The organism is Staphylococcus simiae, from assembly GCF_002902085.1.
Taxonomy (GTDB): domain Bacteria; phylum Bacillota; class Bacilli; order Staphylococcales; family Staphylococcaceae; genus Staphylococcus; species Staphylococcus simiae.
Window position 1 is genome coordinate 70,164 of record NZ_PPQR01000014.1, and the last position, 24,322, is coordinate 94,485.

General features: G+C 31.9%; 24 protein-coding genes. 19 read left to right on the forward strand and 5 right to left on the reverse strand.

The genetic code is table 11. From position 1 onward, the window contains the following. Positions 1-25: 25 nt before the first annotated feature. The 3 genes from CD113_RS02415 to CD113_RS02425 all read right to left on the reverse strand — a co-directional run bounded on the left by CD113_RS02415 (position 26) and on the right by CD113_RS02425 (position 3,275). Positions 26-1,234 carry a multidrug effflux MFS transporter gene (locus CD113_RS02415; RefSeq protein WP_040800904.1) on the reverse strand — a complete coding sequence of 403 codons (1,209 nt, stop codon included), beginning with the start codon at positions 1,232-1,234 and terminating at the stop codon, positions 26-28. 193 nt (positions 1,235-1,427) lie between these two features. After that, complete coding sequence (locus tag CD113_RS02420) at positions 1,428-2,090, reverse strand: hypothetical protein (protein ID WP_002461746.1); 663 nt, start codon at positions 2,088-2,090, stop codon at positions 1,428-1,430. A 33-nt stretch (positions 2,091-2,123) separates the two neighbouring features. Next, positions 2,124-3,275, reverse strand: a complete 1,152-nt coding sequence (locus tag CD113_RS02425; RefSeq protein WP_002461747.1) for a glycerate kinase — start codon at positions 3,273-3,275, stop codon at positions 2,124-2,126. 236 nt (positions 3,276-3,511) lie between these two features. Here CD113_RS02425 and CD113_RS02430 point away from each other — a divergent pair, with 236 nt between their 5' ends. The 3 genes from CD113_RS02430 (at position 3,512) to CD113_RS02440 (ending at position 6,423) form a co-directional block, all read left to right on the forward strand. Next, positions 3,512-3,892, forward strand: a complete 381-nt coding sequence (locus tag CD113_RS02430) for a GtrA family protein (protein WP_002461748.1) — start codon at positions 3,512-3,514, stop codon at positions 3,890-3,892. Positions 3,893-4,395: 503 nt separating this feature from the next. Beyond that, a complete protein-coding gene (locus tag CD113_RS02435) occupies positions 4,396-5,262 on the forward strand; it encodes a cation diffusion facilitator family transporter (protein WP_002464716.1) in 867 nt (288 codons plus the stop codon). A gap of 474 nt (positions 5,263-5,736) precedes the next feature. Next, positions 5,737-6,423 carry a 2,3-diphosphoglycerate-dependent phosphoglycerate mutase gene (locus CD113_RS02440; protein WP_002464715.1) on the forward strand — a complete coding sequence of 229 codons (687 nt, stop codon included), beginning with the start codon at positions 5,737-5,739 and terminating at the stop codon, positions 6,421-6,423. 212 nt (positions 6,424-6,635) lie between these two features. Here CD113_RS02440 and CD113_RS02445 read toward each other — a convergent pair whose 3' ends face one another. Next, a complete protein-coding gene (locus CD113_RS02445) occupies positions 6,636-6,743 on the reverse strand; it encodes a putative metal homeostasis protein (protein WP_002464714.1) in 108 nt (35 codons plus the stop codon). Positions 6,744-6,917: 174 nt separating this feature from the next. On the opposite strand from CD113_RS02445, the gene CD113_RS02450 reads away from it, so the two are divergent. The 5 genes from CD113_RS02450 to CD113_RS02470 all read left to right on the forward strand — a co-directional run bounded on the left by CD113_RS02450 (position 6,918) and on the right by CD113_RS02470 (position 11,998). Next, positions 6,918-8,360 carry an MDR family MFS transporter gene (locus CD113_RS02450; RefSeq protein ID WP_002464713.1) on the forward strand — a complete coding sequence of 481 codons (1,443 nt, stop codon included), beginning with the start codon at positions 6,918-6,920 and terminating at the stop codon, positions 8,358-8,360. A 127-nt stretch (positions 8,361-8,487) separates the two neighbouring features. Next, positions 8,488-9,261: a transporter substrate-binding domain-containing protein gene (locus CD113_RS02455; protein WP_002464712.1), complete on the forward strand. Its 774-nt coding sequence runs from the start codon at positions 8,488-8,490 to the stop codon at positions 9,259-9,261. After that, the gene (locus CD113_RS02460; RefSeq protein WP_002464711.1) at positions 9,242-9,961 is read left to right on the forward strand and encodes an amino acid ABC transporter permease; all 720 of its coding nucleotides are present in this window, start codon (positions 9,242-9,244) and stop codon (positions 9,959-9,961) included. The genes CD113_RS02455 and CD113_RS02460 overlap by 20 nt, the downstream gene beginning before the upstream one ends. Continuing rightward, positions 9,958-10,695: an amino acid ABC transporter ATP-binding protein gene (locus tag CD113_RS02465; protein WP_002464710.1), complete on the forward strand. Its 738-nt coding sequence runs from the start codon at positions 9,958-9,960 to the stop codon at positions 10,693-10,695. The genes CD113_RS02460 and CD113_RS02465 overlap by 4 nt, the downstream gene beginning before the upstream one ends. Positions 10,696-10,957: 262 nt before the next feature. Continuing rightward, on the forward strand, positions 10,958-11,998 hold the full coding sequence (locus CD113_RS02470; RefSeq protein WP_002464709.1) for a 2,3-butanediol dehydrogenase: 1,041 nt from the start codon (positions 10,958-10,960) through the stop codon (positions 11,996-11,998). Between the two features lie 64 nt (positions 11,999-12,062). Here CD113_RS02470 and CD113_RS02475 read toward each other — a convergent pair whose 3' ends face one another. Beyond that, complete coding sequence (locus CD113_RS02475; protein WP_002464708.1) at positions 12,063-13,310, reverse strand: aminoacyltransferase; 1,248 nt, start codon at positions 13,308-13,310, stop codon at positions 12,063-12,065. Positions 13,311-13,591: 281 nt separating this feature from the next. Between CD113_RS02475 and CD113_RS02480 the strand changes: the two genes are divergently transcribed. The 11 genes from CD113_RS02480 to cobA all read left to right on the forward strand — a co-directional run bounded on the left by CD113_RS02480 (position 13,592) and on the right by cobA (position 24,227). After that, on the forward strand, positions 13,592-13,930 hold the full coding sequence (locus CD113_RS02480) for a DUF4467 domain-containing protein (RefSeq protein WP_407070848.1): 339 nt from the start codon (positions 13,592-13,594) through the stop codon (positions 13,928-13,930). A gap of 12 nt (positions 13,931-13,942) precedes the next feature. Beyond that, positions 13,943-14,539, forward strand: coding sequence for a DsbA family protein (locus tag CD113_RS02485; protein WP_002464706.1), 597 nt, complete (start codon positions 13,943-13,945; stop codon positions 14,537-14,539). Positions 14,540-14,731: 192 nt separating this feature from the next. After that, a complete protein-coding gene (adcA, locus tag CD113_RS02490) occupies positions 14,732-16,339 on the forward strand; it encodes a zinc ABC transporter substrate-binding lipoprotein AdcA (protein WP_002464705.1) in 1,608 nt (535 codons plus the stop codon). A gap of 176 nt (positions 16,340-16,515) precedes the next feature. Continuing rightward, on the forward strand, positions 16,516-16,983 hold the full coding sequence (locus CD113_RS02495; RefSeq protein WP_002464704.1) for an SRPBCC family protein: 468 nt from the start codon (positions 16,516-16,518) through the stop codon (positions 16,981-16,983). An 88-nt stretch (positions 16,984-17,071) separates the two neighbouring features. Next, positions 17,072-17,266 (forward strand): hypothetical protein, encoded by a 195-nt coding sequence (locus tag CD113_RS02500; protein WP_002464703.1) that lies wholly within the window; start codon positions 17,072-17,074, stop codon positions 17,264-17,266. Between the two features lie 305 nt (positions 17,267-17,571). Beyond that, the gene (locus CD113_RS02505) at positions 17,572-18,396 is read left to right on the forward strand and encodes a formate/nitrite transporter family protein (RefSeq protein WP_002464702.1); all 825 of its coding nucleotides are present in this window, start codon (positions 17,572-17,574) and stop codon (positions 18,394-18,396) included. A 522-nt stretch (positions 18,397-18,918) separates the two neighbouring features. Further along, positions 18,919-19,455 (forward strand): GNAT family N-acetyltransferase, encoded by a 537-nt coding sequence (locus CD113_RS02510; RefSeq protein WP_002464701.1) that lies wholly within the window; start codon positions 18,919-18,921, stop codon positions 19,453-19,455. Positions 19,456-19,756: 301 nt separating this feature from the next. Next, the gene (locus CD113_RS02515) at positions 19,757-20,476 is read left to right on the forward strand and encodes a sirohydrochlorin chelatase (protein WP_002464700.1); all 720 of its coding nucleotides are present in this window, start codon (positions 19,757-19,759) and stop codon (positions 20,474-20,476) included. A gap of 59 nt (positions 20,477-20,535) precedes the next feature. Beyond that, complete coding sequence (nirB, locus tag CD113_RS02520) at positions 20,536-22,941, forward strand: nitrite reductase large subunit NirB (protein WP_002464699.1); 2,406 nt, start codon at positions 20,536-20,538, stop codon at positions 22,939-22,941. Between the two features lie 3 nt (positions 22,942-22,944). Continuing rightward, positions 22,945-23,259 carry a nitrite reductase small subunit NirD gene (gene nirD / locus CD113_RS02525; protein ID WP_002464698.1) on the forward strand — a complete coding sequence of 105 codons (315 nt, stop codon included), beginning with the start codon at positions 22,945-22,947 and terminating at the stop codon, positions 23,257-23,259. Continuing rightward, a complete protein-coding gene (gene cobA, locus CD113_RS02530; RefSeq protein ID WP_002464697.1) occupies positions 23,250-24,227 on the forward strand; it encodes a uroporphyrinogen-III C-methyltransferase in 978 nt (325 codons plus the stop codon). Before nirD ends, cobA begins: the two co-directional genes overlap by 10 nt. Positions 24,228-24,322 lie beyond the last annotated feature (95 nt).

A 24,322-nucleotide genomic window follows, 5' to 3' on the forward strand; every position in this document is an offset into this window, starting at 1 on the left:
GACAAAGAATAATGCGTGTTAATTTTTATACTGCTTGTTTATTTATCATTTTAAAATAAATTATTTGCAGTGTAATTAAAGCGACTGCTGTTATAACGATAATGACAATATAAGGCGCTGTATCATATTGCCCTTTTATCCCAACTAACGGAGCGATAAGTCCCCCTAAAATAAATTGGAATAAGCCGAGTAAACTTGAGGCATTACCACTTCCACCTGTGCGTTCTTCCATAGCCATTGTAAAGCCTAAAGGACCAATAGAAGTTACTGGACAAACATTTAAGAAAAAGGCGACAAGTAATAACCATAGTGGTAAGTGGAATACTAAAGTAATGACAATGAGTATCACGCCTGTCACTTGAATAATTGTTAATAAGATAAGTAAGAAATGACGATGCATTTTTTCTACTAATAAAGCCACAATTTGACTGACGACAATTAAGCCAATACCGTTCACGGAAAACATCACACTAAATTGTTGAGGCGTCATATTATATAATTTTTGAGTAATAAAAGGTGAAGCTGATGAAAAGCTAAATAACATGACATAAGTCAAGCCTTGCAACAACATAGGAATAATAAAACTAGGTTTCTTTAATAAACTACCGAAGTCTTTAAAAACTTGATTAAAATTCACTTGTTTTAATTCATGTTTAGGCGTTTTAGGTAATTGTGAAGCGACTCCAATTAATATAATTAACGAAATGACAGTGAGTATAGTGAATATTGTTCTCCACGTATACATTGATAATGCCCAACCACCAGCTAAAGGTGCAAGGATAGTAATAATACCGTTGATAACCATTAAAGAAGCTAAAAATTTTGCTAACTCGTTACCACTAAATTTATCTCCTACAGATGCTTTAGCAATAACTATTGCACCTCCACCAGTCAATCCTTGTATAAAACGTAAGATTAAAAATAAATATAGGTGTGTTGTGAAAATAGCGATGAACGAAGTGATGACAAAAATAATTAAAATGGCTACAGCAACACGTTTACGTCCCAAAGCATCAGATAATGGTCCAAAAATAAATTGACCAAGTGCGAGTCCAATCATTGTAAATGAGAGTGTTAATTGAATTTCAGAAGTTGTTGAACTAAAAGCACTTTGAACTTTAGGTAATGAGGGCACATACATATCTATAGTTAGTGGTCCGAATGCTGTCATAACACCTAATGTAATTAATAATAATAGTGAAAAATGCTTTGATTTAGCTGATGACATAATCATACTCCTTAAATGGTTTAATGATATAAATTATAACGGTTTTATAGAAATTTGTATGTAGTTTGAATATAATTTCGCATAAATAACCCTTACTATATTGAAGGACCTGGGATAAAAAGCATTTTACAGTTAAAATTAAGCATTTGGCAGTAACTGTCTGACACTTAAAATTCAGATATAGTAAGGGAATTAAGGACTATTGTGTTGTATTTTGATTATTTGAACTATTGTTATTAAATAAGCTTTCTAGTTTGGATTTAATACTGTCAAACTTAGTATTAATATCATTTAACATACTGTTAATCTTACTTTGATTTTCGTTATTTTGTTGAGCTGTATTGGCATCTTTTAATTTATCAATTTGGTCTTGATAGAATTGAGTAAATTTAGAATCAGCTTTATTTTGCTCTTGTTGTTTTAAGTTATTAACTTCGTTTTGAAGTTGATCAATTTGTTGTTGACTGTTTTGATTTTGTTTAATAGAAGACTTAGCATCATCGACTTGTTTGTTAATGTTATCGTTGCTATCTTCTACTTGTTTTTTGTAATTTTGAGAGACATTTGGATCGTTATTAACTTTATCACTACTATTGTGATTTAGAAAAGCACGTGTGACAAAAATTGCTACGATAATTAATAAGATGACAATAATAATGTATAACCATTTTTTAGATTTGCGACTTTGATGATTTTCCTCTTCAAGTAATTGTTCACGACGATAATCTCTACCGTTATAGTAACGTTCGGGATGTTCCTCGTTATATTGTTGTTGATAATTATTGTCTTCTTGCTGTTGTTTGTGGTTATGATATTGATTGTCGTATTGATAAGAATCCCGATATTTGTCAGTTCTTTTCATTTCACTCACCTCGTTATAATTGTGTAGACCATATTAGAATTTGATTTTAGTATTAAGTAATCGTGCGATATTCGTTGCGGTATCATATAAATATTGTTCGCTATGTGAGATAGCTTTTGATAGCTCACAAGGGGCAGGGATAATAGAAAAGACGCTATCGATACCGTGTTCATAAACACTTTGATAACCATCGCCTAGACTACCACATATAGCGATAACTGGAATATTAAATTGTTTAGCTGCTTGAGCTACGCCAACAGGTGTTTTGCCATAAATGGTTTGATGATCTATCCGACCTTCACCAGTAATAACTAAATCTGCATTGTTAATTCTGTCGTAAAAGTTAGTGATATCAAAGACAACATCAATACCTTTTTGTAAAGTTGTATTAAAAAATGCTAATGTAGCAGCACCCATACCTCCTGCTGCGCCAGCACCAGGTATGTCTTTGACAACTTTTCCTGTGTATGAAGCTATCTTATCATGGTAATGACGCATAGCGGTATCCAACTTTGGTATCATCTTTTGACTAGCACCTTTTTGTGGACCATAAATTGCAGTTGCACCATTGGGACCTAGTAAAGGATTATTTACATCACAAGCTACTTTGAATGTCACATGCTGTAAACGCTGATCAACATGACTGACATCGATGGTATCAATTTGTTCGAGTGCGCTACCATTCATTTGTAATTGATGGCCATTGTGATCTATAAATTTAATTCCAAGCGCACTTAACATCCCACTCCCCCCATCATTAGTAGCACTACCACCGAGTCCTAAGATGATTGTTTTAACGTCATGATCTAAGGCGTCCTTAATAAGCTCGCCGGTTCCAAAAGATGTTGTATGAAGAGGATTCTTGTCATTGTCGTGTAGTAGCTGTAGTCCTGACGCTTCGGCCATTTCGATAATAGCAGTTTGATGTGAGTCAGATCTTGCATAAGATGCTTTAATAGGGCGCATTAAAGGGTCGTGAACAGCTACTGTGTAATTTTGTGCATCTAAAGCATCTATTAAAGCCTCAGTTGTTCCTTCGCCACCATCAGCCATTGGAATAATATCGTATTGTATATCATTTGGTAACACTTGCTGAAAAGCTTTTTGAATGGTTTGACCTATATGTTGAGCAGTCATACTTTCTTTAAATGAGTCTGAAGCTATAATTACTTTATTAATAGGCATGAAGAACCCTCCCAAACTTTATTAATCTTATTGTATAGAAAATAAGTCATTTACAAAAGTCGAAGATGACATGAAATGTTTATTGTGGAACTGTTAGAAACTTTGATGAAAATAGTTTGAAGATAAATGAAAAAGTGCATTTAGTGTATAATGAATTGAAATTATATAAACTGACTATGTTAAATGAAAATTTCAACGAAATAGATAAAGATAGAGAAGGGCAAAAGGAATTGAAAATGAAATTAACAAAGACACATTTTGAAATTATTAAATTTATCGTTGTGGGTGGTATAAATACTTTCAACTATTATGTTGTTTACTTGCTATTGTTAAAATTATTACATTTGAATTATATGTTGAGTCATGTCACAGGGTTTGTTGTGGCCTTTGTCATTTCATATTATTTGAATTGCTATTTTGTATATAAAGTTAAACCAACTTGGAAAAAATTCATTAGTTTTCCAATAACTCAAGTTGTTAATGTCTTATTACAAACAGCTTTTTTATATGTTTTTGTTATGTGGTTAAACTTACCAGCTGAAATTGCACCATTTGCTGGTTTGATCATTACAATACCTATTACCTTTGTCTTATCCAAATGGATATTAAAAGATTAAAAGGTTATGATTGGTTATAGCAATCTAGCTATTAAAAATTAAAGGAATACAATTCATTACTACGTAATAAATTGCATAAGTCGTTCTAGCTAATAAAAATAAAAAGGAATACAGTTGTATGAAAAAGCTTTACAGTTTATTAATTTATAATAAACTGCATAATAGTTTCTAGCTATCAAGATAGCAGAAACTCTAACAACTGCATAAGAGCTTGGGACATAAAGCATTTATACTTAATATTAAGCATTTGGCAGTAACTGTCTGATTTGTAAAATGTTGATTTATCAACGTTTTACAAACCTAGTCAGTTTTGCCGGGGTGGGACTACGAAATAATTTGTTTTGAAATAATTATTTCTGTCCCACTCCCTAAATTTTATTAGGTGGGTCTAATTAAAAAATTAGATGTAATTTATAAAAAATTATAAAAAATAAAAACGTTGTAAATTTAAAATGAATCATTCATAATGTTGTTACTATACTATTTCAAGGTGGTTTAGCGGCATGTCTCAAAGTGAAAATCTTAAATTAGCACAGCGTGGGGCTTATTTAAGTTTAGTTGTATATATTATCTTATCTGTTACTAAATTTTTAACTGGTTATATCTTTAATTCGGCAGCCGTTAGGGCAGATGCATTAAATAATATGACCGATATTATTGTATCTGTTGCCGTTATTATTGGTCTGAAAATTTCTATCAAACCAGCTGATAGAAATCATCCATATGGTCATCTTAAATCAGAAAATATATCTTCATTATTAGTATCATTCATCATTATGTTTGTGGGTATTCAAGTCGTTATTCAAAATGCGCCACGTTTAATTAGAAATGATGATGTTGTACCTAATGCGATTAATATCATAGTGAGTTTAATTAGTGGACTAGTGATGTTAGTCGTTTTTGTTGTTAATCAAAGATTAGCGAAGAAAACGAAAAGTAGTTCATTAAGTTCAGCGGCAAAAGATAATCTATCAGATAGCTTAGTTAGTATTGGTACAGCGATAGGATTGGTTTTTACACAATTTGGCTTTCCTATCGTCGATATTATCTTAGCAACAATGCTTGGTTTACTCATCATCTACACTGGGTTTGGTATCTTTAAAGAATCTATTTTTGCGCTTAGTGATGGTTTCAATGAACAAGAATTAGAAGAATATCGCAATGATATTTTAGAAGTACCTCAAGTCATGGATGTCAAAAGTATTAAAGGACGTTACCATGGCAGTAGTGTGTTTATTGATGTCACAATTGTAGTTGATTCCGACATGTCATTAATCGAAGCACATCATGTTTGTGATAACGTCGAACACCATCTTCATGATAAAGGTATTTCATCAGTTTATGTCCATCCAGAACCTGATCATTTATAACGTTATAAAAGTAAGATTCAAACAGAAATAATTTTTTGAAAAATCGTGTCGTAGATGCCATTGTGGACATTTAATATAGAACCTACATGTGGATTTTTGAATACGTATCCCACTCTGATTGGATTGACGAGTATTATCGAACGTTAATTGATTAACATTTGATAAGTCTAATAATTACTGCAAATCTCTTAATATCAAGTATAGGATGCTGTTGTCCTATACTTATTTTTGTTGATTATCCAATGGCGGAGAGTATTTTTTAGGTTAGCCTAAAAATATGTTTTGTTTTATTAGTAAAAATTAGAGGGTAGGTGTATAATACAAGTGTCAAAGAAAAAGAGTGAATGCAATCATTGCATGATATTCATTAGCTGAATGCTAATAGAGTAGTGAATTGTAATGAAACATGTCGAGTCACAACGTTAAAGTAAATCTGTTGATATTGAAACAGAAGTAAAGAAAGAGGTAATGATTATGCCAAAATTAATTTTATGTCGTCACGGACAAAGTGAATGGAACGCTAAAAACTTATTTACAGGTTGGGAAGACGTTAATTTATCAGAGCAAGGTGTTAAAGAAGCAATTACAGCAGGTGAAAAAATTAAAGAACATCAATTGAATATTGATATTGCTTATACTTCATTACTTACACGTGCATTAGATACAACACATTATATTTTAACTAAATCTGAGCAACAATGGATTCCTGTTAATAAAAGCTGGCGTTTAAACGAAAGACATTATGGTGCATTACAAGGATTAAACAAAGATGATGCAAGACAAGAATTTGGAGAAGAACAAGTTCATATTTGGCGTCGCTCTTATGATGTCAAACCACCTGCTGAAAGTGAAGAACAACGTGATGCTTACTTGCAAGATCGTCGTTATAATCACTTAGACAAACGTATGATGCCATATTCTGAAAGTTTAAAAGATACTTTAGAACGTGTCATTCCAATTTGGACAGATCACATTTCACAACATCTTTTAGATGGAGACACTGTATTAGTATCTGCACACGGAAATTCAATACGTGCGTTAATTAAATATTTGGAAAACGTATCTGACGAAGATATTGTCGGCTATGAACTTAAAACAGGTGCACCGCTAATTTATGAATTAACAGATGATTTAGAAGTAAAAGAAAAATATTATTTATAAATGAAATAATTATTGGTGGAATTAATTAACAAATAAAAAAATTATACGATGATTTATTAATATCATAAATGACCCGATTACAAAAGGAGTGATTGTAATCGGGTCGTTTTGTATGTGAAGTAATGTAAGGAAATAGTATTTATAGAGTGGTTACTATTGAGCTAGGGGACTCAATGATAAAAAACTTAGATCACAAAAGTATTAATAACGTGCTATTTCTGTGATTTCTTATGTTGTTTGATAATTTTCAAAGCACGTTTTCTTGTCTTAATGTTCGGGCTATTTAAATTACGACGAGCAGTTTGTAAGTCTAATTTCATCTCCTCTATACCTCCTTATGCATATATTATGCATGAAAATAATTCGGTTGTAAATAGTAATTGTTACGATTTGTGAAAATAAAACTAATCAAGTGCTTATTATTTTAAAAATCGGTATAATTACCAAATGTCTAAAAATTGCATGACATATTTTAGATATAGAGGGGGATTCGAGTGTCAATTAAACAAAAATTAACAATGATCATTACGATGTTATTTGGTGGCTTTTTCGGTTTACTAAATGAAACGTTATTAGTGACAGCTTTACCAAGCATTATGAAAGATTTTGATATTACATATACACAAGTACAATGGTTAACGACAGCTTTCTTATTAACTAATGGTATCGTTATACCTTTGTCAGCGCTTGTCATACAGAGATATAGTACGAGACAAGTATTTTTAGTTTCTATCTTTATTTTCTTTTTAGGTACTATTTTAGGCGGCTTTAGTCCTAATTTCACAGTATTATTGATAGCAAGAATTATTCAAGCATTGGGTTCAGGAATAATGATGCCTTTAATGATGACTACTATATTAGATGTCTTTTTACCACACGAACGAGGTAAATATATGGGAACATTTGGTTTGGTTATTGGTTTAGCACCAGCAATCGGACCGACATTATCAGGCTATTTAGTTGAATATTTTAATTGGAGATCATTATTCCATGTTGTGGCACCAATTGCTGCAGTGACTTTCATTTTAGGATTTAAAACTGTAAAAAATGTGGGTACAAATATCAAAGTGCCAATTGATATCTTATCGGTCATCGTGTCTGTTTTAGGATTTGGTGGCTTACTATATGGTACAAGTTCGATATCTGAACGTGGTTGGAATGATCCAATAGTCTTAAATGCAATTATTGGCGGTATTATTCTAGTTACTATTTTTGTCATTAGACAATTCAAATTAACAACACCACTGTTGAATTTTGGTGTATTTAAGAATAAACAATTTACAGTCGGAATTATTATATTAGGCGTAACGATGATATCGATGATAGGCTCTGAAACCATTTTACCTATTTTTGTGCAAAATTTACTGCATAGAACTGCTTTGGATTCTGGGTTGACTTTATTACCTGGTGCAATTGTGATGGCATTTATGTCTATGACATCAGGGGCATTATATGAAAGATTTGGTCCAAGAAAATTAGCACTTATTGGTATGGCTATTGTTGTAGTAACGACAGCCTATTTTGTAGTAATGGATGAACATACATCCACAATTGTCTTGGCAACAGTATATGCGATTAGAATGATTGGTATCGCATTAGGATTAATTCCAGTGATGACACATACGATGAATCAACTAGCACCAGAAATGAATGCGCACGGTTCATCTATGACTAATACCATTGAACAAATCGCAGGTTCTATAGGTACAGCAATATTAATCACTATTTTATCTCAAGCAAGTAAAAACTTTACGCCAACAATGTCTGACTATAAAGGAATGGACAAGGTGGACATGATGAATCAGATTAAAGTTGATACGTTATTACATGGATATCATGCTGGTTTCTTATTTGCAGTAATCATTACAATTGTTAGTTTCTTCTGCTCATTTATGTTACAAGGTAAGAAGAAAGATATCACTGAACATTCAAAATAAAGGCAAGAAATTTAATTGTTATCTATTTTATTTTCTTTAGCAAAAGATGAAGATATTGACTTATCAATGATTTAAGATTAAAATGTTTTTATTCCGATTAGAATAATAAGAATAAGGAGCAAATTCTATGAAAAGACTTTTATTTGTGGTAATGGCATTAGTATTTGTATTAGCAGCATGTGGCAATAACGATTCCAAAGATAGTAGTAAAAGCGGTAAAACACTAAATGTAGGTACTGAAGGTACATACGCACCGTTTAGTTTCCATAGTAAACAAGGTAAATTAACTGGTTACGATATTGACGTAATTAAAGCAGTGGCGAAAGAAGAAGGTATCAAACTTAAGTTTAGTGAAACATCATGGGATTCAATGTTTGCTGGTTTAGATGCTGGTAGATTTGATGTTATCGCTAACCAAGTAGGTATTAACCCAGACAGAGAGAAAAAATATAAATTCTCAAAACCTTACACATATTCAAGTGCAGTATTAGTTGTTCGTGAAAATGAAAAAAATATTAAAGATTTTGACGATGTTAAAGGTAAGAAATTAGCTCAAACATTTACATCTAATTATGGTAAATTAGCTAAAGATAAAGGCGCAGATATTACAAAAGTTGACGGTTTTAACCAATCAATGGATTTATTATTATCTAATCGTGTTGACGGTACTTTCAATGATAGTTTGTCATACTTAGATTATAAAAAACAAAAACCTGATGCTAAGATCAAAGCTATTAAAGGTGATGCAGAACAAAATAAATCTGCTTTCGCATTTTCTAAAAAAGTTGATGATGAAACAGTTCAAAAATTCAACGACGGTTTGAAAAAAATCGAAGATAGCGGTGAATTAGCTAAAATAGGTAAGAAATGGTTTGGTCAAGATGTTTCTAAATCTAAATAGTGAACAACTACATGCATTAGACGCAGCAAAACAGGCATTTCAACCAATGTTGGAAGGATTAGTAAAATATTCAATTCCTATAACATTAGTGACATTTGTCTTTGGACTTATTATCGCTTTATTTACAGCTTTAATGAGAATTTCAACTAGTAAGATTTTAAAAGGTATTGCTCGAGTATATGTTTCTATTATTCGAGGCACGCCAATGATTGTTCAATTGTTTATTATATTTTATGGTATACCTGAATTAGGCCGATTATTAACTAATAATGCTGATAACCAATGGACATTAGCACCAGTAGTAGCAGCGATTATAGGTTTATCTTTAAATGTTGGTGCATATGCATCAGAAATTATCCGTGGAGGTATTATTTCTATTCCTAAAGGACAAACTGAAGCGGCATATTCTATTGGTATGACATATGCCCAAACAGTTAGAAGAATTATCTTGCCACAGGCAATTCGTGTATCTATTCCTGCTTTAGGAAATACATTTTTAAGTTTGATCAAAGATACATCTTTATTAGGTTTTATCTTGGTGGCAGAAATGTTTAGAAAGGCACAAGAAGTTGCATCAACAACATATGAATATTTAACAATTTATATACTTGTTGCAGTAATGTATTGGGTCGTATGTTTCATCATTTCTATTATCCAAAGTATCTATGAATCTTATATTGAAAGAGGGTATCGCTCATGATTCAATTAAATAATATTCATAAATCTTTTAAAGATGTTGAAGTCATTAAAGGTATAGATTTATCAGTTGAACAAGGTGAAGTGGTGACATTAATCGGTCGTTCTGGTTCAGGTAAGACGACCTTACTACGTATGATTAATGCTTTAGAAATTCCTAGTGAAGGTACAGTGTATGTTAACGGTAAGACTTATACTGCTAAAGACAAAAAGTCACAAATAGAAGTTCGTAAACAATCTGGAATGGTGTTCCAAAGTTATAACCTTTTCCCACATAAGACTGCTTTAGAAAATGTGATGGAAGGTTTAATCACAGTTAAGAAAATGAATAAAGCAGAAGCAAGAAATAAATCTTTAGAATTACTTGAAAAAGTAGGGTTAACGCATGTCAAAGATCAACGACCACATGCATTGTCTGGTGGTCAACAGCAACGTGTAGCAATTGCTAGAGCATTAGCGATGAATCCTAAAGTGATGTTATTTGATGAACCAACATCAGCACTTGATCCTGAATTAGTTAATGATGTGTTAAAAGTAATTAAAGACTTAGCTAACGAAGGAATGACAATGGTTATTGTTACGCATGAAATGCGCTTTGCTAAAGAAGTATCAAATAATATTGTCTTTATACATGAAGGATTAATTGGTGAGCAAGGTTCGCCTGATGCTATGTTCAATCACCCTAAAACAGATGAATTACGCCGTTTCCTTAATGTAATCAATGAAGAAGAAATATAAATTAAAATAACATAATATTATTCATGATAGTCATAGCGGGATAATCACTATAAATGTGGTTATCTCGTTTTTTGGTTTGTAAATTTAATGATGGTAATTAAGCGATTTAATTGAAATGATTGTGCTAGAAGTTGACATCTCATTATAGATAGTCAATTTTTTATAAAATTAAATCTATATTTTGAAAATTCAAACTACTTTAATTGATAATGATTATCAAAAGGTATAGAATGACAGTATATCAAAATAGGAGGGGTTATTAATGAAAGCTGCAGTATGGTACGGTCAAAAAGATGTAAGAGTTGAAGACAGGGAACCTAAAGTATTACAAGATAATGAAGTCAAAGTGAAAGTATCTTGGGCTGGTATTTGTGGTACAGATTTACATGAATATCTAGAAGGACCTATATTTATTTCAACAGATAAACCAGATCCATTCCTTGGTCAAAAGGCACCAGTAACCTTAGGGCATGAATTTGCAGGTGTTGTTGACGAAGTTGGCGCGCATGTCACTAAATACAAAAAAGGTGATCGAGTAGTAGTAAACCCAACTGTTTCTAATAGAGAGAAAGAAGAAAATATTGATTTGTATGATGGTTATTCATTTATAGGATTAGGTGCTGATGGTGGTTTTGCAGAATTTACTAATGCACCTGAAGAAAATGTGTATAAATTACCAGATCATGTTTCTGATAAAGAAGGTGCACTCGTTGAACCTACAGCAGTAGCAGTACAAGCGATTAAAGAAGGGGAAGTATTATTTGGTGATACAGTAGCAATCTTTGGTGCAGGTCCTATTGGACTGTTAACAATTATAGCTGCTAAAGCGGCTGGAGCTAGTAAAATATTTGTCTTTGATTTATCAGATGAACGATTGAAGAAAGCTAAAGAAGTTGGTGCAACACATACCGTTAATTCTGGTGAAGAAAATCCTAATGACGTGATTCGTAACAATACCAACGCTGGTGTGGATGTAGCATTTGAAGTCGCTGGAGTTGCATCTACACTTAAAGATTCAATAGAAGTTACTAGAGCAAGAGGAACGGTTGTTATCGTTTCTATCTTTGGCCATGCTATTGAATGGAATCCAATGCAATTAACCAATTCAGGAGTTAAACTGACTTCAACTATTGCTTATACACCTACAACATTCCAACAAACAATAGATTTGATAAATGAAGGTAATTTGAATGTGAAAGATGTCATCACTGATGAAATTGACTTAGAAGATATCGTTCAAGCTGGATTCGAACAACTGGTTAATGATAAATCTCAAGCGAAAATCCTTGTTAAATTATCATAAAAATAAATTAGGAGTGGAGCAGAAATCAATGTCTGCTCCACTCCATTTGTATTCAAGTATTATTTTATCTGTGACGTTCTATAAATTTTTGTATTTTATAGAATACTGGTTTAATTGGTTTAATAAAATCACCAATATATTCTTCGACGTTAGCGTTAAATCCTTTTTTGAATTGTTGAACACCATAGTCTTCAGCATTTTCTGTGAAATCACCACTAACACCATAGAAATTATAGCGATCAATGCCATGATCTTTGGCAAATTTAATCATATCCCACTGCAAACGATAAGCGCCCATATATTCGTTATACTTAGGATTTGAACCACTGGATAGATAGTAAACTTCATAATCATTGTATAAATATATTGCAGCTGCTAAGTTTAAAACACTACCTTCTTCTGCAATTTTATCTTCTGTTTGTTTAACTTTGCGTGCATTACTATCATATTGTTGTTGTATTTGAGTATGTTTAGTTTTATTTTTCTTTGAATTTGGATTTTCTGCTAATGCTTGTTCGACATCAGCTAAGTCGTTTGCTAATTGTTGATGCTTTGCTTTTAGAGAATCAAGATATTCATTTAAATCAATATATGCTAGTTTTAACATAGCTTTATCACCGTAAATACGTTGCATTTCTTCAAAATATGGAAGTTCACGGAATTTAAAACCATGTTTTTCTTCAGCCATGCGGAATAATTCGAAAAATGTAGCCGTTTCTTCAATAGGTAAAGTTCTAACTTTGACACCCATTTCATACGTTTTCTTAATATTTCTACGTGTTTGGTAATCCATTTCTTTTAATAATTGGTCTTCTGATTTATCTTTTAAATCTAATACAGATAACCAACGAATCTGACTCATAGGGTCATAACCAATGGTAAATCCTTGATGTTTATAGCCTAAGTCATTCATTGTTTTCATAAATGATCGATTATCATAAGATTTAATGATTTCTCCATCAGCTGTACGCAAGTTTTCAAGTAAATACGGATCGACAAGCACGTATAGACAATTTTGTTTTTTCAAATATGCTGTTAATGATTTAAAGAAAAAGCGTACTAATGCTTGGTCTGAGTAGTCCATGACAGGGCCACGATGTGTGTAAAAATATCTAAAGAACTTTAAAGTACGTGCCTCAGTTAATAAACATCCAGCAATCACTTCATCACTATCGTTCTTAACACCAACTAAATGTACGTCATTTTTCATTTCACTTCTATTGTTAAAATGTATACTCGATTGTGTATAATGCGAAAAATATTTGGATGTAATACTGTCCAATTCCTCCGCAGTTAAGTTTACAAATTTCATTTTATCTCTGTCCTCTCTAGAATCAACTTTTAAAAAGTTGTAAATTCCCTAAAAATACTATCTATGACATTTTAGCAAAAAATATCTAATGTTTCACAACATATGTAGATAAAGAAATATGGTATTTATAAAATAATTCATTAATTCTAAAATTATTGTTATCTTTTATAACATGATATGGCATGATCATGGGGGACAGTGTATAGTAAAAGGTATAATTGAAGCGAGTAGAAGTATAAATTTTAGGAGTGAATGCATTGAGGAAAGTAGTAATCACTTTAATGTTGTCGTTAATAATAATGGCTGGTTGCGGTAATGATAAATATGTTAAAGAAATAGATAAAGCTGTTAAATTACAAAATGCTAAGCAAGAACAACTTGCTAAAAAGCATAATGGAGATGAAGTAAAACATTTTGACAAGAAAAAAGCGAATATCTATGTTTATGATAAAGACAAATGTATTATTTTAGCGTATAAACCACTAAGTAATGATGATGAAGTCCGATATTATGCATATGATTATAGTGGAGGTAAAGTAGTTAGCAAGCAACATTTTGATTCTAGAAGGTATTATCAACAACATAATCCAGATTATCAAGAAGAAAATATGACGGAATAAATAGGAGAAATTATGATTAAAAGATTATTACCTTTATTATTTATTTGTTTAATTGTTCTTAGCGCATGCTCGAATAAACCAACAGCACCGAAGGCTACTAAAGACGGTAAACCATTGATTGTTGTGTATGGTGACTATAAATGCCCGTATTGTAAAAAATTAGAAGATCATGTTATGCCAAAGTTACGTAAAAATTATTTGGATAATCATAAAGCTGACTATCAATATATTAATTTAGCATTTTTAGGTAAAGATTCAATTATAGGATCTAGAGCGAGTCACGCAGTTGAACATTATGCACCACAGCAATTTTTAAATTTTCAACAACATTTATATGCTGCACAACAAGATGAAAAGAAAGCGTGGTTAACTGAATCTTTATTAGATAAAGAGATTAAGAAGTTAAACATTGATCAAGCTACGCAAGATAAGATTATGAAAGATTATAAAACAAAGAATAGTAAATCTTGGAAAGCAGCTGATAAGGATAAAGCAATTGCTAAGGAACATCATATTAAGACGACACCTACAGCATTTGTTAATGGTGAAAAAGTCGAAGATCCATATAAATATGACAACTATGAAAAATTATTAAAAAAGCATAAATAATGGTAACGGTAATAGGTTGAGACACAATGTGTTTCAGCCTATTTTGTTATTTAAAAACATAGGTCGTACGATAAAAGATGATTGTTAAGAATCATGTGTCTATTTTAGTTCATTGATTAAATTCTTCTTGTAATTTTCAACAACTACATATATAATTTTAAAACGTAATGATTACTATTTAGGAGGAAGGCAATGAAAAAGAAATTAGGAATATTATGTCTAGTACCTGCTTTAGCACTTTCTTTAGCGGCATGTGGCAATAATGATCAAAAACACCAAGATGGCAAGATAACAATTAAGACTACTGTTTATCCATTACAATCATTTGCACAACAAATTGGTGGAAAGCATGTAAATGTATCATCAATTTATCCAGCAGGTACTGACTTACATAGTTATGAACCTACGCAAAAGGATATCTTGAGCGCGAGTAAAGCAGATTTATTTGTTTATACCGGTGATAAATTAGATCCAGTAGCTAAAAAGGTAGCGTCAACGATAAAAGATAAAGATAAAAAATTATCACTAGAAGACAAATTAGATAAAACAGCATTATTAACAGATCAACATCATCATGATGAAGAACATGAACATGGCAGTGAAAAACATGAACACGAAGAAGAGCATCATCATGGAGAAGAGCATGACCATGACGATAAAGGTCACGAAGAACATAAGGGACACCATCATCATGGTGGATATGATCCTCATGTTTGGTTAGATCCCAAAATGGACCAAACATTTGCTAAAGAAATCAAAGATGAGCTAGTAAAAAAAGATCCGAAACATAAAAATGAATATGAAAAAAATTATAAAAAATTAAATGATGACCTTAAAGATTTAGATAAAGAAATGGCACAAACGACTAAAGATAAAAAAGGTAATGCAGTATTTATCTCACATGAATCTATTGGCTATCTTGCGGATCGTTACGGCTTCGTTCAAAAAGGTATTCAAAATATGAATGCAGAAGACCCTTCACAAAAAGAATTAACAAAAATTGTTAAAGAAATTAAAGATAATGATGTCAAATACATACTTTATGAAGATAACGTAGCTAACAAAGTGACAGAAACGATTAGACAAGAAACGGATGCACACCCATTAAAATTTTACAATATGGAATCATTAAATAAAGAGCAACAGAAAAAAGATAACATAACATATCAGTCTTTAATGAAGTCAAATATTAAAAACATTGATAAATCTTTAGCTAGCAACATTAAGATTGATGATGATAAAGCCAAACATAAACATGATAAAGCGATATCTGATGGTTATTTTAAAGATAGTGACATTAAAGATCGTCAACTTAGTGATTATGAAGGTGATTGGCAATCAGTTTATCCATATTTAAAAGATGGCTCACTTGATGATGTTATGAAACATAAAGCTGAAGATGATCCTAAAAAATCGGCTAAAGACTTAAAAGCATACTATGATAAAGGTTATAAAACAGATATTTCCAACATAAAAATTAAAGGTAATACTATTACATTTACTAAGGATGGTAAAGAACATACTGGTAAATATGAATATAATGGTAAGAAAGTATTAAAATATGCCAAAGGAAATCGTGGCGTTAGATATATGTTTAAATTAGTAGAGGGTAATGATAAAGCATTACCTAAGTATATTCAATTTAGTGACCACAATATTGCGCCTAAAAAAGCAGAGCATTTCCATATTTTTATGGGTGATGATAACGACAAAGTATTAAAAGAATTAGACAATTGGCCAACATATTATCCAGCTAAGTTAAACAAAGATGAAATTAAAGAAGAAATGTTAGCACATTAAGAAAAATTGAATAAATACAAATAGGCAATCTTGATTAAGCGTTCAATCTAATCAGGGTTGCCTTTGTATATAATAATAGATATTCAGTGTGCGAAGGATGAAAGATGTTGTTATTGTTAGTACTGTAATCAAGCATGTTAAGATAAATACATATTATTAGAAAAAGGAGTAACTCAATGACACTTAACATAGATAACAATAAAGTCATTTTTAGTAGAACATTTAAAGCACCAATTGACAAAGTCTTTGATGCATACACTACAAAATCACAATTTGAACAATGGTTTCATCCTCCTGGTGCCACAACCGAAGTGTATGAATTTGATATAGTTAAAGGTGGACATGCTTTTTATGCAATTAAAGCCCCTGGTATGACAAGTTATACTGTAGCTGAATACAACAAAGTTCAACGACCATATTTACTTGAATATATTGATTCTTTTGCCACTGCCCAAGGTGATAAAGATACAAAAATGCCTAGTATGAAAGTAATATTGGAGTTTGACAAAATTGATAACCATACGACAACTGTAACGTCAACGTCAGTATTTCCAACTAAGGAAGCGGCACAACAAGTGGTAGATATGGGTGTTGAAAAAGGAATGACACAAACACTTAATCAGTTAGAACAGTTACTTAAGTGAATTTGTTGAAAATATGTAATAAATTTTCGCCATCATTTTGTATATAATAAAAGTATAATAACAAAATAATAAAGAAGGATGATAATTTATGTTAGAACGTTATATCAAAGTTTTAGGATTATATATTATTACTACATTATTATCAGCAATTATCGTACCGTCATCAAAAGTTGCTAATAAAGTAGTTAAATTTGTATTACGTACGATGGTTGGATATAGTGTCTTTGCTTATGGACTACATTTCTTCTCAAAATTAAAAAGTTATAAAAAAGAAGAAGAATAAGCTTATCGTATAGAACATAAGTTTAAGCAATACTTAAATAAGTATTGACGTTCGTTGTTTAGCAGTAACGACTGGATAAAAGTGTGATTACTTAATTGATAAATTATAAGATGTAAATATTGTCGGAGTGAGAAATCGAAATTGATTTTTGAACAATTGATTGATAGTCTCTCTCCGATATTTTTATATATGATAATTAGATTTTTATAATTTTAAAAATATTTTTAATTTATGCTATCAATTGCGTGTAATTCCTAATATAATTGATTAGTAAATTTAGTTAAATTGTAAGTGGGGGAAGTATAATGTTAAAAAATAATAAGACGGTTGAAGATACATATTCAACTAGGCCAACAGTTGAAGCGATTGCTAGTTCAGTTCAAATGAAACAAGTAATGGCTGATAAAACACCTGGCCGTTATTTACTTAAAGCTATGATGGCTGGTTTTTTATTATCAATTGTTACTGTATTTATGTTAGCAATTAAAACGCAATTTGCTGCGACACATCTTGATGGTTTAGTCAATTTAATGGGAGCAATTGCTTTTAGTCTAGGGTTAATCTTAGTCGTATTAACGAACTCTGAATTATTAACAAGTAACTTTATGTTCTTTACAGTTGGTTGGTATTATAAAGTTGTAACAATGAAGAAAATGTTATGGATTTTTACATTTTGTTTCCTAGGAAATATCATTGGTGGCTTAGTGTTATTCTTCTTGATGAAGTTTTCACATGTTATGACACCTGAAATGACACAATCATTGACTACATTAGTACATAAGAAAACTGTAGAATCTACGTGGTTAAATATTTTTACTAAAGGTATTTTCTGTAACTTCTTTATTAATGTAGGTATCTTTATTGCAATGCAATTTAAAGATGGTTTATCAAAAGCATTTTATATTGGTTGTGGTGTTGTAGTCTTCGTATTTATGGGTTACGAACACGTTGTTTTCAATGCAGGTTTATATGCAGGAATGCTATTCTTTAATCTTGATGCATTAAACTGGATGGGCGTATTGAAAAACTTAGTCTTCGCCTTCTTAGGTAACTATGTTGGTGGCGGATTATTTATTGGTCTAGTCTTCGCATATTTAAATGGTAAGCGTAATAGTCTTGAACAACACTAAATTATATTAAAAATTAAATGTTAGGTTAACAAAAGGTACATCTCCATTAGAACAGGGGGTGTACTTTTTAAGTATTGATTAACCAACCAAATATATTTTCAAATACTCAATGAATTGATGAATAAGCATATTATTATCGTCAACTCATAAAGAAGATTATATTAATAACTATGGAATGAAGTTGCTTGTTAATAATGAGCCTGGGACAAAATGTATTTTACACTTAAATTTAAGCATTTGGCAGTAACTGTCTGGTTTTCAAAGCGTTGATAAATCATCATTTTGAAAACCTAGTCAGTCTTGCCGAGGTGGGACTACGAAATAAATTTTATATAAAATTTATTTCTGTCCCACTCCCATATTTAACTTGGCTTAGTGATTGTATTTTAAAAATTGAGGTATTGATTAATTGCTAAGAAAATTGCAGTGTCAAAGACGAAGATAATAGTGTACCTCCAATAAAAGGTAGTACAAAATATCAAATGATGAATGTTTACGTAGCATTATAAAAGGAGAGATGATATGACACAAACTAACATTCGAATTGCCACAGTTGAAGATGCACCAGCACTACATCAATTAATGCATGATGCGTTTACACCATTAAGAGAATTAGGTATTGACTGGCCTTCGGTTAATGCTGATCTTCAAGCAGTTGAAGATAATATTATGAATAATACAACATTTGTCTTAGAAATTGATCAAAACATTGTATCTACCATTACCGTAAGATATCCATGGGGAAGTGTGAGAACGATTTCAGGTTATCCTTTTGTATGGTGGTTTGCGACAAATCCACAATATGATGGACAAGGATATGGTAGCCAATTGCTAAAATATGTAGAAGAAACATTTTTACGAGATACCTTAAAAGCTGCTGCAGTTACATTAGGAACATCAGCACGCTTACACCCTTGGTTATTAAGTATCTACGAAAAAAGAGGTTATGAAATTTATGCTGAACATGAAAATGACGATGGTGATTTAGGTGTGATTATGCGTAAAATTTTAATACCAGAACGTTTTGATAATCAAATTTTAGGACAACCACCATTTTAAAATGAAATGTCACTTTAACTGATTACAATGTAAATTTATCAATTGGTCAATTCAAAATTAAATACGAAAATCGTCGACCATTGAAATTTAGAATATGTCGGCTATATTTAGACACCAACTATGAGATAACCCTTGTAGTTGGTGTTTTTAACGTTTGAAAATGCTTTTTCAAAGAGAAAATAAATGTAAAATACATGATTAAAAACTAATAAGGGAATTCCCTAATTTTATCTTAAAATGTGATTTTATTCACAAAAAGTCAAATATTTGTATTACAATACAGTTGAAAGGGTTGGTATATGTGATTGGAAATATAATCGTTGCGCATGGTATGAGAAAAGGACAACAGAATAAAGCATTAGAATCTTTTGTGGGAGACATGCTTAAAAATGAATCGTATCACTATGAAATGGCTTTTTTGGAAAGTGATAGTCAAAATTTGGAACAAGTTATGACGAAAATGATTGATGAAGGAATTGACCAATTTAGAATTATTCCATTACTTATTTTCAGCGCGATGCATTACATTAGTGATATTCCGAATATTCTTAATAGTATGACGCAACAGTTTCCACATATTTCAGCACGAGTAAGTCAACCGCTCGGCACACATCAACTTATGACATTGTTAGTAGAACAGCGAATTAACGACGCTATTGATGATGACTATTTGGATGTGGCTGTAGTAGTAGTGGCACATGGTAACGGTAGTGGGCAGTTTACTAAGGCACATGACGAATTACAAGACTTTGTTAAAACTTTAACTATTAACAAACCAACATACGCTCGAACATTATATGGAGCGTTAAGTTTCAAGAATGATTTAGACGACATAGCTGATCAATACGACAAGTTAATCGTCGTACCATTATTTTTATATGATGGCAGATTAGTTAACAAGGTGAAACAACACATGACAGAGATGAATGTCAATAGTGACATTTATTTCACACCGTCTATTAACTTTGATCCGATTTTGAATGACATTATTAATGATCGACTTGAGTTAATGACTGTATAAAACGACTAACATACCAAATCCTTTTTAAAACAAATATTACGCGGTAAAGGGGCATATTTATGGCAAAGCAAAAATTAGTAATGATTGGTAACGGCATGGCGGGTATTAGAACTATTGAAGAAATTCTAGGTCGTTCTAATGATATGTATGATATTACTGTTATTGGTAAAGAACCATATCCAAACTACAACAGAATAATGTTATCCAATATTTTACAAAATAAAATGACTGTTGAAGAAACAATCATGAATCCTTACGAATGGTACGAAGAAAATAATATTACATTAATTACTGACGACCCAGTTGTAAATGTAGACAAAGTAGCACAAACTGTAACAACTTCAAAAGGTGTCGAAGTTGGTTATGATAAATTAATTTTTGCCACAGGATCTAAAGCTTTTGTTATTCCTGTGCCAGGATCTGATTTGCCAAGTGTCATTGGCTGGAGAACAATTGATGATACTGAACAAATGATGGAAATTGCCAAAACGAAGAAAAAAGCTATCGTTATTGGTGGAGGACTTTTAGGTCTAGAATGTGCACGTGGTTTATTAGACCAAGGTATGGAAGTAACTGTGTTGCATTTAGCTGAATGGTTAATGGAAATGCAATTAGACCGTAAAGCAGGGGCAATGCTAAAAGCAGATTTAGAAAAGCAAGGTATGAAATTTGAAATGCAAGCAAACACAACTGAAATCTTAGGGGAAGATGATGTTGAAGGCGTTAGACTAGCGGATGGTAGAGAAATAGAAACGGATTTAGTAGTAATGGCTGTAGGTATTAGACCATATACAGAAGTAGCGAAAGATGCTGGCTTAGAAGTAAATCGAGGCATTGTTGTTAATGATGTCATGCAAACTAGTGACGATAACATTTATGCTGTTGGTGAATGCGCCGAACATGATGGTAAAGTTTATGGATTGGTTGCACCATTATATGAACAAGGGAAAGTGCTTGCAGATTACTTAACTGAACAACAAACAGATGGATATAAAGGTTCAACAACATTTACATCTTTAAAAGTATCCGGTTGTGATTTATATAGTGCAGGACAAATTATCGAAAGCCCAGATGTTAAAGGAATAGAAATCTTTAATAGTGTGGATAATAACTATAAAAAAGTATTCTTAAAAGATGGTAATGTTGTTGGTGCAGTATTATATGGAGATACAGATGATGGTTCTCGTTTCTATAGTATGATGAAAAAAGGTGAATCTATTGAAGATTACACACTTGTGTCATTATTAACAAAAGGCGGAGAAGAAACAGGTACATCTATTGCTGATATGGCTGATGATGAAACGATTTGTGGTTGTAATGGTGTAGATAAAGGAACTATCGTTAAAGCAATTACTGAAAATGGCTTGACTACGGTTGAAGAAGTTACAGCTCAAACAAAAGCGGGTAATTCTTGTGGTAAATGTAAACCACAAATTGCACAAATTTTACAATATACATTAGGTGATGATTTTGTAGCAGCTAAACCAGCAGGTATTTGTAGCTGTACGGATTTATCTAGAGATCAAATTGTGACACAAATACGAGCAAAAGGACTTAAAACATCTAAAGAAGTGCGTCATGTCCTAGACTTTAAAAATAAAGGCGGCTGTCCAAAATGTCGTCCGGCAATAAACTATTACTTAAATATGGTTTATCCATTTGAACATAGGGATGAGAAAGAATCAAGATTTGCTAATGAACGTTATCATGCAAATATCCAAAATGATGGTACATTCTCTGTTATTCCACAAATGCGTGGAGGTGTTACAGATGCCGATCAATTAATTCGCTTAGGTGAAGTAGCTAAAAAATATGATGTACCTTTAGTTAAAGTTACTGGTTCTCAACGTGTGGGCTTATACGGTCTTAAAAAAGAAGAATTACCGCAAGTTTGGGAAGACTTAGGCATGCGTTCAGCATCTGCTTATGGTAAGAAAACACGTTCAGTAAAAAGTTGTGTAGGTAAAGAATTCTGTCGTTTTGGTACACAATATACAACAGCACTGGGTATTAGATTAGAAAAAACATTCGAATATATTGACACTCCTCATAAATTTAAAATGGGTGTTTCAGGATGTCCAAGAAGTTGTGTAGAATCAGGTGTTAAAGACTTTGGTATTATTTCAGTAGAAAACGGCTTCCAAATATACATTGGTGGTAATGGTGGTACTGAAGTTGAAAAAGGTGAATTCTTAACTACAGTAGAAACTGAAGATGAAGTAGTTAAATTATGTGGTGCACTAATGCAATATTACAGAGAAACTGGTATATACGCTGAAAGAACAGCACCATGGTTAAGACGTCTTGGTTTTGAAAATGTTAAAGAAGTTCTATTAGATAAAGACAGACAAGAAGAATTATTTGAACGCATCATGGAAGCTAAAAAAGCGGTTGAAGAAGAACCTTGGAAAGCTATTACTAATGATGCAGAAGCAAGAAAAATCTTTGAAGTGGAGAAGGTGTAATTAATGGCTACGAAAGAAAAAGTGAAAGTAACAACATTGGATGAATTAACACCATTAATTGGTAAAAAGGTCTTTATTGGAGATAAACAAATCGGTTTATTTTTAACAGAAAGTGGTAAAATCCATGCTATTCATAATGTGTGTCCACATAAACAAGGTCCATTATCAGAAGGCACAGTAAGTGGTGAATACGTCTTTTGTCCACTTCATGATCAAAAAATTGATTTAAACACAGGTATTGTTCAAGAACCAGATGAAGGTTGCGTTGATGTTTATGAAGTTGAAGTTAAAGACGGAGACGTATACGTATGTCTGTAACAGACTACGGTAAAGTTTATTTGATTGGTGCTGGGCCTGGAAATCCTAATTATTTAACCAAAAAAGCTGAGCGCTTAATACAACGAGCTGATATTATCTTAGTTGACCGTTTAGTAAATCCTCTTATCTTACAATATGCCAAGCCTAATGTAGAGGTTATAGATGTAGGAAAGAAACCTTATGCTAAGCATATACAACAACAAAATATTAATGAACAAATTATTGAAGCGGCACGACATCATCAACTAGTTGTTAGATTAAAAGGTGGGGACCCAGCCATCTTTGGTCGTGTACAAGAAGAAATTGATGCATTGAATGAACATGATATACAATTTGAAATTGTGCCTGGAGTAACATCAGCAAGTGCAGCAGTTGCGACGATGAATACAGGATTAACAATGCGAACAATTGCAAAGAGTGTGACATTTTCAACAGGGCATTTTAAAGATTCCGAAGAAAATGAGGTTGATATTAGTAACTTAATTAATGGTGGTACGCTAGCAATCTATATGGGTATTAAGCGATTAGGTAAAATCATCGACCAAATTAAACAATATACTGATATCAATTACCCTATTGCAATTGTATTTAATGCCTCATGCTTTAATGAATTTGTAGTAACAGGTTACTTAAGTAATATCATCCAACGTTTAGAACAACATCATGTAGAAGCAAAGCCAGGAATTTGTATTATTGGTGATGTGGGAGAATATGTAGATTATTCTAGACAAACTTGGCCAGAACATCGACCATTTTATGTGATCAGTGGTGAACAACAAGAAGCACTTGAAATTTGTGAATATTTATATGATAAAGGATTTGGTTGTATGGTTAATCCTAATCAAGCTAAACATATTGATTATCATCCATCTCAACGCACATATTATCAAAATTTTATTAATGACCAACAAGATGTGATTTATATCTCAACATCACATTTTAAACAATCAATAGAACAGTGTATATAGTCACTGTATCAAACAATATAAATAAGACTTTAATCATAGGTAACTGAATGACCTGTATTAAAGTCTTATTTTTTTAATATTGTGAGGCACATGAG

What these genes read in the sequence shown, in the direction of transcription:
- CD113_RS02415 (WP_040800904.1), bottom strand. Translation starts at nt 1,234, where the DNA reads ATGATTATGTCATCAGCTAAATCAAAGCATTTTTCACTATTATTATTA.
- CD113_RS02420 (WP_002461746.1), bottom strand. Translation starts at nt 2,090, where the DNA reads ATGAAAAGAACTGACAAATATCGGGATTCTTATCAATACGACAATCAA.
- CD113_RS02425 (WP_002461747.1), bottom strand. Translation starts at nt 3,275, where the DNA reads ATGCCTATTAATAAAGTAATTATAGCTTCAGACTCATTTAAAGAAAGT.
- CD113_RS02430 (WP_002461748.1), top strand. Translation starts at nt 3,512, where the DNA reads ATGAAATTAACAAAGACACATTTTGAAATTATTAAATTTATCGTTGTG.
- CD113_RS02435 (WP_002464716.1), top strand. Translation starts at nt 4,396, where the DNA reads ATGTCTCAAAGTGAAAATCTTAAATTAGCACAGCGTGGGGCTTATTTA.
- CD113_RS02440 (WP_002464715.1), top strand. Translation starts at nt 5,737, where the DNA reads ATGCCAAAATTAATTTTATGTCGTCACGGACAAAGTGAATGGAACGCT.
- CD113_RS02445 (WP_002464714.1), bottom strand. Translation starts at nt 6,743, where the DNA reads ATGAAATTAGACTTACAAACTGCTCGTCGTAATTTAAATAGCCCGAAC.
- CD113_RS02455 (WP_002464712.1), top strand. Translation starts at nt 8,488, where the DNA reads ATGAAAAGACTTTTATTTGTGGTAATGGCATTAGTATTTGTATTAGCA.
- CD113_RS02460 (WP_002464711.1), top strand. Translation starts at nt 9,242, where the DNA reads ATGTTTCTAAATCTAAATAGTGAACAACTACATGCATTAGACGCAGCA.
- CD113_RS02465 (WP_002464710.1), top strand. Translation starts at nt 9,958, where the DNA reads ATGATTCAATTAAATAATATTCATAAATCTTTTAAAGATGTTGAAGTC.
- CD113_RS02470 (WP_002464709.1), top strand. Translation starts at nt 10,958, where the DNA reads ATGAAAGCTGCAGTATGGTACGGTCAAAAAGATGTAAGAGTTGAAGAC.
- CD113_RS02475 (WP_002464708.1), bottom strand. Translation starts at nt 13,310, where the DNA reads ATGAAATTTGTAAACTTAACTGCGGAGGAATTGGACAGTATTACATCC.
- CD113_RS02480 (WP_407070848.1), top strand. Translation starts at nt 13,592, where the DNA reads ATGTTGTCGTTAATAATAATGGCTGGTTGCGGTAATGATAAATATGTT.
- CD113_RS02485 (WP_002464706.1), top strand. Translation starts at nt 13,943, where the DNA reads ATGATTAAAAGATTATTACCTTTATTATTTATTTGTTTAATTGTTCTT.
- adcA (WP_002464705.1), top strand. Translation starts at nt 14,732, where the DNA reads ATGAAAAAGAAATTAGGAATATTATGTCTAGTACCTGCTTTAGCACTT.
- CD113_RS02495 (WP_002464704.1), top strand. Translation starts at nt 16,516, where the DNA reads ATGACACTTAACATAGATAACAATAAAGTCATTTTTAGTAGAACATTT.
- CD113_RS02500 (WP_002464703.1), top strand. Translation starts at nt 17,072, where the DNA reads ATGTTAGAACGTTATATCAAAGTTTTAGGATTATATATTATTACTACA.
- CD113_RS02505 (WP_002464702.1), top strand. Translation starts at nt 17,572, where the DNA reads ATGTTAAAAAATAATAAGACGGTTGAAGATACATATTCAACTAGGCCA.
- CD113_RS02510 (WP_002464701.1), top strand. Translation starts at nt 18,919, where the DNA reads ATGACACAAACTAACATTCGAATTGCCACAGTTGAAGATGCACCAGCA.
- nirB (WP_002464699.1), top strand. Translation starts at nt 20,536, where the DNA reads ATGGCAAAGCAAAAATTAGTAATGATTGGTAACGGCATGGCGGGTATT.
- nirD (WP_002464698.1), top strand. Translation starts at nt 22,945, where the DNA reads ATGGCTACGAAAGAAAAAGTGAAAGTAACAACATTGGATGAATTAACA.
- cobA (WP_002464697.1), top strand. Translation starts at nt 23,250, where the DNA reads ATGTCTGTAACAGACTACGGTAAAGTTTATTTGATTGGTGCTGGGCCT.